12 protein-coding genes are annotated in these 12,420 nt (G+C 53.1%); all 12 read right to left on the bottom strand.

The annotated features are described in order from the left end of the window. Window positions 1-70 precede the first annotated feature (70 nt). A complete protein-coding gene (locus tag Q31b_RS10615; RefSeq protein ID WP_315860392.1) occupies window positions 71-1,618 on the bottom strand; it encodes a phytoene desaturase in 1,548 nt (515 codons plus the stop codon). 95 nt (window positions 1,619-1,713) lie between these two features. Next, entirely contained in the window at window positions 1,714-2,412 is a 699-nt protein-coding gene (locus Q31b_RS10610; protein WP_146599660.1) for a hypothetical protein, read from the bottom strand. An 11-nt stretch (window positions 2,413-2,423) separates the two neighbouring features. Beyond that, window positions 2,424-2,903, bottom strand: a complete 480-nt coding sequence (gene greA, locus Q31b_RS10605; RefSeq protein WP_146599659.1) for a transcription elongation factor GreA — start codon at window positions 2,901-2,903, stop codon at window positions 2,424-2,426. Window positions 2,904-3,058: 155 nt separating this feature from the next. Then, window positions 3,059-3,331, bottom strand: coding sequence for a DNA gyrase inhibitor YacG (locus Q31b_RS10600; protein WP_261343850.1), 273 nt, complete (start codon window positions 3,329-3,331; stop codon window positions 3,059-3,061). Between the two features lie 91 nt (window positions 3,332-3,422). Then, a complete protein-coding gene (locus Q31b_RS10595) occupies window positions 3,423-4,697 on the bottom strand; it encodes a PDZ domain-containing protein (protein WP_146599658.1) in 1,275 nt (424 codons plus the stop codon). 76 nt (window positions 4,698-4,773) lie between these two features. Then, window positions 4,774-5,559, bottom strand: coding sequence for a lipoate--protein ligase family protein (locus Q31b_RS10590; protein WP_146599657.1), 786 nt, complete (start codon window positions 5,557-5,559; stop codon window positions 4,774-4,776). After that, complete coding sequence (locus Q31b_RS10585; protein WP_146599656.1) at window positions 5,559-6,923, bottom strand: cadherin repeat domain-containing protein; 1,365 nt, start codon at window positions 6,921-6,923, stop codon at window positions 5,559-5,561. Before Q31b_RS10585 ends, Q31b_RS10590 begins: the two co-directional genes overlap by 1 nt. Continuing rightward, on the bottom strand, window positions 6,920-8,464 hold the full coding sequence (gene pilM, locus Q31b_RS10580; protein ID WP_146599655.1) for a type IV pilus biogenesis protein PilM: 1,545 nt from the start codon (window positions 8,462-8,464) through the stop codon (window positions 6,920-6,922). Before pilM ends, Q31b_RS10585 begins: the two co-directional genes overlap by 4 nt. Window positions 8,465-8,595: 131 nt before the next feature. Beyond that, window positions 8,596-10,236, bottom strand: a complete 1,641-nt coding sequence (locus Q31b_RS10575) for a type II secretion system protein GspK (RefSeq protein WP_146599654.1) — start codon at window positions 10,234-10,236, stop codon at window positions 8,596-8,598. Beyond that, window positions 10,233-11,234 (bottom strand): prepilin-type cleavage/methylation domain-containing protein, encoded by a 1,002-nt coding sequence (locus Q31b_RS10570; RefSeq protein ID WP_146599653.1) that lies wholly within the window; start codon window positions 11,232-11,234, stop codon window positions 10,233-10,235. Before Q31b_RS10570 ends, Q31b_RS10575 begins: the two co-directional genes overlap by 4 nt. Window positions 11,235-11,236: 2 nt before the next feature. Continuing rightward, window positions 11,237-11,722: a prepilin-type N-terminal cleavage/methylation domain-containing protein gene (locus tag Q31b_RS10565; protein WP_146599652.1), complete on the bottom strand. Its 486-nt coding sequence runs from the start codon at window positions 11,720-11,722 to the stop codon at window positions 11,237-11,239. Then, complete coding sequence (locus Q31b_RS10560; RefSeq protein WP_231617460.1) at window positions 11,719-12,345, bottom strand: pilus assembly FimT family protein; 627 nt, start codon at window positions 12,343-12,345, stop codon at window positions 11,719-11,721. The genes Q31b_RS10565 and Q31b_RS10560 overlap by 4 nt, the downstream gene beginning before the upstream one ends. Between the last annotated feature and the right edge of the window lie 75 nt (window positions 12,346-12,420).

Below are 12,420 nucleotides of genomic sequence, written 5' to 3'. Positions count from 1 at the left end.
GGATAAGGAGGCATTGTTGTGAATAGTATATCACATTGTCTCGGAGAGACGCTGTCTCGGTGAGACGCTGCTACGGTTCGACGCCCAAATCGGCGAGCAGTAGTTTGCATGAGATTCGGCTTGACTCGAAAATTACCGGTAAACCGCTGCCGGGATGAGTTCCACCGCCGACCAGATAAACTCCGTCGACTTCGTCAAATCGGTTCTTAGGACGGAAATTCAGCATTTGTGATAAGTGATGTGCCAAATTGAAGGTTGCCCCGCGATAGACCGAATAGTCGCTTTCCCACTCGTTTGGTGTGATTCGGTGTTCGACACGAATACGGTCTCGAACGTCCGACAATCCTATCTCGGCCAGTCGATCAAGTGTCAAGTCGCGGAAGCGATCCGACTCGGCGGCCCAGTCGACATTTTGATGCTGGTGTGTGACCGGAACCAAAACGTATAGCGTACTACACCCTGGCGGTGCCAAGGTCGGGTCGGTCACGCAAGCATTTTGAACATAAAAGGAAGGGGCTTCGCTGAGCACATGCTCGTGTTCAATCTCGACCAGATTTTTCTCATAATCCTTGCTAATGTAAATGCTGTGATGCGGCAAGTCTTCATAGGTTCCTTCGATGCCGAGGTAGAGCATGAAGGTGCTGCAGGAAAACTTCTTTTTCTGAATCTTTTCGTTTGTCCATCGTTTTCGTAGGTCGTTGGGAATCGCTTGGGTGATCCAGTCCGCGAAGTCAGCGTTGACAACAAACGCATCCGCTTCGTAGCGACCGTCATCGGTTTCCACCGCTTGCAACCGTCCTTGAACAATGTCGACACCGGTGACAGGCTCGCTGAGGCGAATCTTCACTCCCATCGATCCGGCGATCTCCGCCATCCGCTCACTCACTCGGCTACAGCCGCCGATCGGATGCCAGACGCCATACTCATACTCCAAGAACGAAAGAATGCTAAACAAACTTGGACATTTGAACGGCGACATGCCCAAATACTTTGCTTGAAATCCAAACGCAATGACCAAACGAGGGTCGGAGAAGTAGCGTTGTAAATCTTGACCAAGCGATCGGTTGGGATGCAGGTAGGGAAGCGCCGACAACATCGACGGGCGCAACAAATCCCAGATCGAATGGAAGGGCGATTCCAAAATGGGACGGAACTTATCTAACTTGACTCGGTTGTCTTTCAGGTAGCGAGCAAACGAGCCGATATCGTCGGTGGAAAACTCTGCGATCTGACGATCCATTGCCTCGATATTCGCACTACAGTCAAGTTGTCCGCCCGCACCGAACGTCAATCGGTACTGGGGGTCGAGTCGCACCATCGGCACCTCTTCCATCAAGTCGTAACCAACCGATTCAAAGATTTCCGATAAGACACGAGGGTACAAAAAGAACGTCGGCCCACAATCAAACCGATAACCCTGTCGCTCGATCGCTGAGGTCCGGCCACCAACTTGTGACTGTTTCTCCAGCACGGTCACGTCACATCCGGCGCGAGCCAATTGCATTGCCGAGGCCAGTCCACCCGGACCCGCGCCGATGATGATGACTTTCTTTCTTGACCTCGGTTTGCGGGGAATGCGGACGCTTGAGGATGCGTCTTTGCTATCTTCGGTTTGCAGCGTGGACAATGCAGGTTCTCATCGAAAGCTTGGCAAGTAGACCGCCGGAAAAACCGCCGGCAAATTTGTTGGTTCAACTTCCTACTTTAGCAGCACTAGTACGATCCTTCCGCGATCCCCTTCTCGATCTCTCGCTGGACGATGACGTCGATGCGAATCGTTTCAAATGGTTCGTCGGGCACCTCGGACCGATCGGCGACAAGCGTTGCTCGCTTGACGACGTCGGCAACCGCCTTGGTCGTCAATGGTGTGATCAGCGATCGCCCGTAGGCACCATCATCCGTCTGGTGCACTGGCGTCAACACATCTTCGACATCAAAGACCGTGGATTGTGCGAGTTCGACGCTTCGTCTCAGCCGCGAAATCTGTTTAAGTGCATTCGCTTGTTCTTCGCCTTCCCAATTCGATCGGGCAAACGCTTCGACTGCCGACAGTTCACCCCACTGGTAAATCGGGATTCGTTGCAACCGCTGCATCACACCCGCGGCTTGCCAATTTTCGACGTTTCCACGTGCGATCTCCGCTGAGAACTCTTTGAGTCTTTCGACCAATTCGGCCTTTTGGTCAGGTTCAATCCGGCTTTGCTCGATGGTTGGGATGAGGTTTCCATCCAATGTCCGCACGGCCAGTTCACCTCTCTTTTGAAATAAGAAGTAAGTCGACACGCCGCATGTGATGAATCCTACGATTGCCATCAGCATCGTCGCCGCCAGAATCGCGGGCAACCAGCCTGGGCCGGGATCGTCCGCTACCGTGTGTGCCGCTTCGGGATCGGCCGATTTGGATTCTGACATGGAATGACAGCCTAGAAGTCGAGTTCAATCTTCAAGATTTTGAATTTCAATTTCCCCGCTGGAGCTTCAATCTCAGCGGTTTCACCTACTTTTTTGCCTATCAGACCTTGGCCGAACGGACTTGTAATCAATATTTTTCCGGCGTCGTAATCCTCTTCTCCCGCCCCGACCAAAGTGAACTGTTCTTCATCACCATACGCTAAATCCTCGACGGTAACGGTGCACCCGAACACCACCTCATCTTTTGGCAATGAAGCCGGATCGACGATGGAGGCACGAGCGATCTTGTCTTTTAGTTCATTCACTTTGGCCATCGTCATCCCCTGGTTTTCACGTTGGGCATGATACTCAGCGTTTTCTTTCAAGTCGCCCTCGGCGCGAGCTTCGGCAATCTTGTCGGTGATCACTGGCAACACTTCCGTTTCAAGACGCTTGATTTCCGCTTTGATTTTGTTGTAGCCCTCCCGCGTCATCGGCACTGTATCAGCCATGGTCGGAAATCCTCATTTCGATGGGGTTCTGGTTTAAAAAACAGAGATGTTCGTAACAAAAAGAAAACCTTTCCCGCAGCCGTGAGGGAAAGGTTTTCAAAAATCGTCAACTGGTAGTATTATCTTTCTAGACTCGGCTGTAAAGGTGTCGTGAGCTAAACATGAGAATCCTGGCTCCTCTCGTCCTTTTCAACTTTACCGTCTTCATCGCGGTATTCGACCGGAACGTTTCCGGCTTCCCCCTCGAACGGAATCGAAATCTCTTCGTCCAACCAACGCCCCAAGTCAATCATTTGGCATCGCTCGGAACAGAACGGTGGTGCTTTGCTCTTTTCGAAAATGAAAACCTGGCCACAAGTCGAACAGGTTACTTTTGACTGCGATGGTTTCATGTTGGATGCTTGTTGACTGGTTGAGGGTTGTTTCATTTTTTAGCGTGCGAGGGGGGGGCGTTAAAACGCGTGCCCAAGTGGGCCGTGGGTTCGGACACACGCAGCCAGCCGGGGCATGCAATTGGACTTATTCAAACGCTCGCGGCTGCGGGATGTCGCGGGGAAGTTCGAGGGAGGGTTGTGGAGTTTCAATCTGCTCGAAACCGGCCTGCTCGAAACCGGCCTGCTCGAAACCAGCCTGCTCGATTGAACCGCTTGCGTCGGGGGCTTCGTTTCCCCCGTTTCCATCTTCCAGTGCAAATTCGTCGGAAGGCCTTTTGGGCTGCTGATCCGGCTTGCCTTCAGGTTGCTTCGTGTCGCTACCTCCGAACAAGCTTCCAAACGCTGCCCCGATTCCCTTTCCAAGCAAATTCGGTTCCAAAACAGATCGTTCGGGTTCTTGTTGGAGTTCCTTTTGGGGCGACGGTTTCTGTGCTGAACCTGAAATCGCGATTTGCTTCTCGGTTGGCAGGGGCACCGATAAAAGCCGGTTTTGCCGGACGACTTGCAACTTTGCTAACGGCTCCCGGTTTCGTTGGGTCAAATTTCGCTGGGTCAATTGCTCATAAAACGACTTTTTCGAATGGATGATCACACCATCGAGCGAAACGATTCGGTCACCAACTCTTAGCCCTTCACGACGAGCATCGGATTCGGCCGGAACTCGTGTGACTTCGACACCTCGAGCTACCGGTGAGTCTTCGACTTCGATTCCGATTCCCGCAAGTGGATGATCGGAGGCGGGGGGGGTGGACGATTCAGCAAGTGGTGCTGCCAACGTCGGTTCGCCCGTTCGTTGCCGGGGCTCTGGCTTGGCGAAGTTCGTTCGGGCAATCAGTGGAATCGTCAGGTTGCCGGCGAGGCGATCACGTACGACTCGGACAACCACCGTTTCGCCTGCACGTTTGGGTCGAAGGATCTCCGCTACCGCAGCGACTGAGGGGGTCGCCTCGGAATCAATCGCAACAATCACATCCCCTTTCTTCAACCCAGCGCGTTCGGCAAGCGACCCGTCGGAGAACCCTTCGACTCGCAATCCATTTGCCGGCGATCTCGTTGGAAGAACGTCGACACCGATTGATGCCGAATACTGCTTGGAAACGTCCTGTCCCGTCAACGGCGTAGCTGGCCGGAGTGACGATTGGCGATTCGGCATCGATTGCGAATTGCCGAGTTGTGGGTCTTGCCCAGGTTGACTTTGCCCAGGTTGAGACTGTGGAACCGTCGCGCGCGGTTGGTTCATTCGCTGGTCAATTCTCGCACGCAAACGCGGAAACAATTGAGCCTCCGCAGCGTCAATGTCGATAAAAACGCTGATCGAAAAGAGAAGAAGCATTACAAATGATGAGGACCATTTCGGCATGGTTTTTCCTTTGAAGGGAGAAGGCTCCAGGTTCCTATCCCTACTCTAAAACAAAAAGCCGAATGTGTCACGACTTCTAGCGTTTTTGAGTCCAGTTTGCGTTCGCGAAACGGTTGGCGGCAATCGCTCGGGAAGCTTCCATTGTGTGAGAATCAAGCGAATAGGGCTCAAACTGAACCGCAAACCGATCAGCGATTTTCTCGGAGAAAACGTTGGCGACCTCTTCGACCGAAATTTTCTTTCCAAGTAGTTCGTGCACGCCTGGCAGTTGCGGAGCATGGGCACTGACACTCAACAGCACACTTCCATGCTGCAGTACGGTCCGCCGAGCCGTCCGCTGGGCACTACCGACGATTTTGTAACCGTTGACGATCAAATCTTCGTTCGTACGGCGTCTAAAGCAGAGGAACGGTTCCTTTGTTTTGGCCCCCTGATCGGCTAGTTGATCGGTTAGGCGATCGGTTGGGCGATCGGCGAAGCGTGATGCCTTGATACCAAAATTGGCCAGTGTTTCGACGATCGCCAAGTGCGTTTCGCGATACAATTCGGATCTGGCACCCGTCGATGACTTCTTCAAGGGCCAAACAAAGCTGTAGGTCAATTCATGGTGATGGACGATCGCCCCGCCTCCCGTCGCGCGTCGGACGACTGCCAACGAATGACTCTCGGGGTGTAGCTGGCGGTCGGAGATCGATTGGAAATAGCCGAGCGACAAGGTCGGCTCACTCCATGTGTAAAGCCGAAGCGTGGGCACTGGATCCCGATCAACCGATTCTAAGACCGCTTGATCAATCGCCATATTCATCGGCGGGGATTCAGCGGCCAATGCCATCACGCGAGCCGTCGTTGACTTCAACTTCATTACCGCGATTCAGCGACCGTTTGATTGATTATCACCGCCTCTTCGTCCAGGATGGCTCCTTCCTCACTTGTCGCTTCTTCTATCTCCGTTTCCTCCGCTACTCCCTCCTCGTCTGATGGCTTGATGGATGGATCCATTTGTGCTTGAGGAATACTCTTTGCCGTTTTTGCTGCCTCCGCCAAGATGCCGGCTGGCGTCAGTTCGAAACGCTTGCCATCGCTTTCTAGAACGACGTACTTCGGGGTCACTTCCACCACGGATCCCTTTAGGCTTCCGATGTCGAATGTATCGCCGACCGCCAATTTTAGGGTTTCACCACGGGTGCGAATGTTTAGCCATGCTGTCCAGTTCTGGCGGCCTTGCACCAGTGCGGTCAAGACGGTTTGTTTCGCATCGTCAAACTTGAATTTCTCGACCGGCTTCGGCGGCGGGGGGGGATCAACAATTCGGACCGTTAGCGTTTGTTCAGACACTCGGCTTGGATACCCATCGTCGACGGCACGCACCAGTAAATTGAACTCGCGTTTCTCATTACTGCGGATCGAGACCGTGCCTGTTCTGGGATCAAGCTTGACGGTGGATTGTCCAATGACTTGCTCAAGTGTGCCTTTCTGATCCGATTTCGAAATCAATTCATATCTCAATCGGTGGCCTTCAGGGTCCTTGAAGGTCAGCGGAGTGGTCGAACTTTTTCCAACGATCGCTTCAATCGTCTTTCTGCCATCGAAGACAGGCGCCTGGTTCGGCGGTTCATAAAAGTTTCGATTTAAGATTGGATCAAGGTATACCGAAACGTCTGGCTCGGTCCGCCAAGAATGACTCGCGACTGGCTTGGTATCGCTGGGTGCTGCGGATAAAGCCAGTACATCGATACTCATTTTTACATCCAGCATGCCCGATCGATCGCGTGCAGGATTGATCGTCATTTTGCTGATGCCATGCAGGTAGTCCTTCGAATAGAACGAGTGCAACAGGCCAACCAAACTAGGCAGATCGGTTCCTCCATCGACGCTATAAGAAAAACGATTGTACAAATCTCCTGATGGAGTCACGGTGGTCGGATTGACTCGCGGATCGCTCACCGAAACGCTGCCTAGCATTTCAAGTAACCAGCTTTGGTAATCGCTTTGAGCTCGCTCGCGGTTACTCGGTAACGAACGAGCGATGTACTCGTCCATTTGGTTTTCTGCATAGGCACCTTCTAGCAATGTTTGTTGCTGCTCCGCATTTTCTTCGCGTAGTTGCGTAATGAGATTTGTTCTTGTACGCACTGCCGCCCGATATTTGTTAATCCCCCACTGCACGACGAAAAGCAGTAAGAGGCTACCTACGGCCATCGACAATATTCGTTCACGTTTGCTCATGACTGGACCTCCAATTTGGGTTGCGTCTGGCCGCTTGCTGACTTGTTATTTGACGCTTCCGGTTTTTGTTCGGTTTTGTCACTCGTTTCGGTTTGCGATGCTTTTTTGATACCTTCGTAACGTTTGTTGCGAGAATAATCAGGCTCAATCGTTACCTTTTCGGTAAAGACCCAGCGGTAAGCGTCTTTACTGTTCTGCTCACTGGCCCCTTCGCCGATCACACGGTGGTCGTCGTCGCGAATGGCCTCCTCGAGTTTTTCGATCACGCTGGGGTCGATTGCCGAGCCAGCGAGGGTCAGCGTTCCGACCCCCGTTCTAGGATCACTTGCTGCCGTGACCGACTTGAGCATCACTTTGTCCGAGGGGGGGAGACGGACCGCGATTTGGCGAAGTTCATCGAGCCAAACGGGTTGCGAATCAAGGAATTGGTCGATCCTACGCACCTTGGCGATCTTTTCTAACGCCTCGGTCACAGGCTCCTTTGTCTCCGTCGTGATGGTGGTCAGTCGTTCGATTTGCGAATCAAGACTACGAAGGTTTTGATAAGCCCAAAACAGGGAACCCGCCAAGATTGCGACGGGAATACCAATCAAGATGGCCGTTCGCCGATGATTGGGTTTGACTTCCTCGCGTCTTCGAGGGTTCAGGAAATCGATGAGCTGACTCGTATGAGCACCATCACAGACCAGGAGTCCCACCAGTGGAGCCAGTCGACCGATGTGATCAGGTAGTTTGGATTTGGTCGGCGCTTCGATGTCGACCAGATCGAATGGGTTCACGACCTGGACATCAACCTCCATCGATGTCGCAATATGTTCGATCTGTTCACGATGAACGGATTCACGCCCCCACAGAACGATTCGAGAGAGTGATTGGGTGGCACCGCACGCTAGCAGGCTGCGACGCAGTTCATTGACAAGTGATTTCGCTTGAGCTGTCTGCGATGCGGGCATGCGGACGGTGCGGACGAAGATCACGCCTCCATCGCGTATCAGCGTGATCTCTGCATCATCGTTGAGTAGGTCAATCAATACCGTGTCACCGCTTGTTTGGTTCGGCTTGTCGGTTTGCAAAAACAAGGCCGCAGCGGCAAGAGGACGCAGGACAATTTGCGATGGTTCTAACGCCGCCGCTTGGCAGACTTCCGTTACTTCCGTCAATTGCTTTGGTGAAACTGCCGCCGCAATCGCTTTCACTCCCGATTCGTTTCGCGATGTGATCAAGTAGTCGATCGTCGCATTGTCACCGGCCGAAGCAAAGTTTCGGATCGATTGAAAACGAACCATATCCGGCAGTTCTTCATCCGGAACGGGCGGCAATTGAAGTTCGCGTAGTTCGGCTTTGCCGCGACCGATCACGACGACCGTCTCCGCTTTATCAAAACCGTGTTCGGACACGTAATGTCGCAAACACGAATAGACGTCGGAGTCATTCAAGGGGACGACATCAGCCCCAATGATCGAAACCTTGGAACCGTTGCTGTTTGCAGCAACCACTCGAAGCTCGGACTCGTCCCAGTCAATGGCTATTTTCTTAGGCATGTTATTCTATTTTTCCGTCTAACCGCGTGCCCAGCAGGCCGCATGTCACTTTTGGTTCAACCGCCTGCCCAGCGGGCCGCGCGTCACTTTTCGTTCAACCGTGTGCCCCGAACGGCACGTGGCTCAACGAGCTAAAAATCTGTATTCATCATGGTTCGACTACCTAGCACACTTTGTTCAAATCCTCGACCAAGATGGCTGAGGTTTTGCCACGAAATGACTTTTGGATTCACGGTCGTTGCATCAATGATAACTTCGCTACGACTCGATATTCCAGAATCTTCGAAGAATCCGATAATTTGGGCGCGATAAACATCACCGCCACCCGTTAACAAAGGTGTTAAACTACGCATCTGTTCAATCGTTACAATCCCTTCGACCAATGGCCAAGTCGCAAAGTTTCGGTTTGGGTCATCCGATTCGGTGGATCGCAATTCAATAATCGCTTGGATCGTTTCTTCGTCTAAAAACGGTATACCGTAGAGTAGTTCAGCGGGGCATTCGTTCAAGTTAATTCGCCCCGGTATTGTCTCGCTATCCTGAGTTGCAATCACATCCATTAGGACCGGCAAATACAGTGCCATCGAAACGGGATCCTCCAGAAATGGCGATGCGTATGTGCGAGCATTGTCGCCATTACCGAGTGTCACGGTTGACCCAACCAAATCGAGCACTTGGTTGATCGGGTTGCTCGCCTCGCCAGTCAAGTCAACCTGATCCATCATTTCGATCGACCAAACGCCACCGTCGGCACCCTCCGGTGCTTCGCCCGACGCTTCGGCGTTCGGCGCTGTACCACCTATTCGATAAGCAACGATGTAACTGGCGTAGGTTTCGTCTCCGATCGCCTCAAGCAACTCTTCGTACAAAAGTTCCATGTCGTCTTGGTTGACGTTCACGCGAGCGAGTCCGTCACGCGTTTTGTTTCCTTCGGCGCCGGAGACGGTTAGGAAGGCGGCCCAACCCAACACCCCCGGTGTTTCAATGCCAACCCCGTAGTGTGCTTGCTCATCCGCGTCGAGCACGCCATTGCGATTTGCATCGGCACCGAATAACAGTGCAGGCGTGATGCCGCGAACCAATAGCAGCTCTTCAACACTCAAAAGGGGACCATTGGTTGGCGAATAGGGTGTCGGCAAACTTGTATAGCTTTCTAATTCGGCACCATACATTCTAGGTTCATCGTCTTCATCGAGCCAATCCAAGATGGCGTCGGCGATTTCAAGCGACATGCCGGGAAGTGACATCAACAGCGAAACGGCAATGTTGTCGATCTCCGTCTCTTCCGATTCTTCCGATTCTTCATCTGTGACCAACAAGGTCGAAAGGATCGCGTCGGAGTTTTCTTCTAAGGCAGTGAGGGCGTTCAGGTTCAATCTCGCCGATTCGTTTTGCAGCCCAAATCGAATGCCACCGTAGCTGCCCGTTTCGGTTAAGCCGGTTGCGACGATTGTGAAACTTGAAGCGGTCGCGTTATCCGTCCCCATCGAGACGTTGACGGCTTGAAACATTGACGGATTGTTGAAGACGCCGCCGTAATCCAATCGCGTCGCCGGAGGTTTGCTCAGCAGTAGCCGGGTGGTATCGACGCCCGATTCCACGTTGACGCGAGCTTGGACCAAATCCGCTGACAAGTAGGTGGAATCTTCGTAGGCGACCATCAACTCGGTGAACGAGTAAACGGCCATCGTGCAAACCGCGACCACGACCAATACGAGAATCAGAAAAAAACCGCGTCGTTGCGGACGCAAGCTACGACCTTTGGCAATCATAAACCGGTCTCCGATAAGACAGTTTCTTCTTCGCTTGTCTCAACAGGCTGCGACATCGGCAAACGGATGATGTGCGAGATCACTCGCAAGTTCGCTGGATCGCTGGAATCCGATTCGGCCGTCATGGCAGAGGCCGGATCGAGCATCGTCAATTGCACTTTCACCGCCGCAGGCAATTGTCCCATTTCGTCACTGTTCCATTGCAACTGCCAGAGAGTTCCATCCCAGTAGCTAAATTCAATCGCGGTGATCTCCGGTGCCAATAACTCGCCCGTCTGGTTAAGGGTCATGATCGACCCGTTGTCGATCGCTTCCAAAGTCACGTGGCGATCGAGCGAGCGGCGAACGAGGCCGCCGGCTCCCGACTCGTCTTCCGTCGCTTGGCCCGAATTGGCAGCGATCAACAAACGACTGAGCGAATCGGTCACACCGCCGATCGTCCCAGCGGGCTGGACAAAATAGCTGACCGTTTTAATGTCGCTGGGGATATCGTCCAGATCCGAAGTGGTTTGATCAATGATGGGCAGGTATTCTTCAAGCCGAGGCAGGCAGCTAACATCGATCTGAATTTGATATTGGTTGCCAATCAATCCTGGAACGGCTAACACGGATGTATCCGTTAACAGATCGGGCACCGTCGAATCAACGGAAACATCAGAATCAACGGAAACATCGAGTTCGTCGTCACCGGTAATGCCAGCGGCTGATAGATCTTCCTCTGACGATGCCTGCTGCGAATCGCCTCCCTGGGATGCGGTTGCCTGTAGCATGCTTTCCAATGCCGACGCGTCGAATGGTTGCGGATGCACCGTGCTGCGAAGATCATCTTCAATCATTTGCATCAGCGAAGTTGCTAAATGGACTTGGCGAATGTCCATATCGCTCACGTTCAATGTCACGCTGTAGAACTGGATCGCGCCGCCAATGAGCAGCATCAAGACCACCGACATCGACAGCGTCAACAAGACTTCGATAAGAGTGAATGCTGAGCGTTTCAAAATCAAATCCCCCCGCCAGTAGCTGATGTTAGGGCCGCTTCCGCCGCCGCTTCTGCTTCCGCCGCTTCCGCTGCTTCCAACGCTTCGAGCCCCAAATCAGGATCGATCATCCATCGCGAGAGCGAATAGGTTGCCAATGCGGAACCACCATCTGGGTTCGCCGCGACGACCGTCACTCGAATGGCCAACATCCCGTCAAGCGGTGCTGGCATCACTTCAACGGAGTACGAAAATGGCGACATCGAACCTGAATCGGCTGATGTGATCGGGATATCGACGACCGGTTGTGGTGAGATATTTTCCAAAAGTATTTCCGTCAACTTGGTTTGGCACAAAATGCGAGCGACCGCCAAATCTCTCGATTCACGTGCAGCGGACGTTCCGGTTCTGGCAATGGTGCCCAGGATGGCTAACGAGCCACCGAGGATCGCGAGGGCTAACAAAATTTCAAGGAGCGTAAAGCCATTGCGATGAAAGTTGGTTCTCATAGCGGCATCACCTCGTCGATCGTTACGTCGCCGGTAATGCCCCGCAATTTGACTGCCACGCGACCGATTGTCGGATGAGCCAGAATGATTACCGCATTGCTTGTCGTTCCATCGGAGTAAAACAGGATCGGGCTTGTTCCCGTCACCAGCTCACCAACCATCTCCTGTTCCGCGATGGTTGACCGCGCGGTCGGAGTGACAGCGATCACCTCGACAGTAACGCCTTCCGGTAACTCAATCGTTTCTTCGGCCTCGGGGTCGTAGACAGGAGCGGCCGTGACGCTCGCTTGGTTACCGCCAGTTAGCAAAGTGGATTGCGAGTTGGCAGAACCGTTATTGCTGTCGACGGACGCGACGGCTGAAAAGAACGGCTTGAGCTTCAGTGTGCCTAAATCGGGGTCCCATTGGAGCATCATCATCTGCCCGGCTCTCATCGCATCGACGCGGGTACGCGTCAATTCGATTCGAAGCTGCTCGCTGGCGCGAGTCAGCTTCTGCTCGCCCATCAACAAACCGAGGTTGGGGATCGTGACCGCCGCGATCGCAGACAGGATCGCGAGGACGAGCAGCAGTTCAAATAGGGTGAAGGCAAAGGTTCGGCGATACAAAGTGAGACTCGGCAACGGGTAGCGGAAGTCGGTAAGACCTCCGGTGATAATTGGTAGCGGAAGTCGTCAAGACTCTCGATGCGGATCGAA

Origin of the sequence: Novipirellula aureliae (genome assembly GCF_007860185.1) — a bacterium.
Taxonomy (GTDB): domain Bacteria; phylum Planctomycetota; class Planctomycetia; order Pirellulales; family Pirellulaceae; genus Novipirellula_A; species Novipirellula_A aureliae.
The sequence above is the reverse complement of the archived record's forward strand: the minus strand, read 5'-3'. Positions and strand labels throughout refer to the sequence as shown.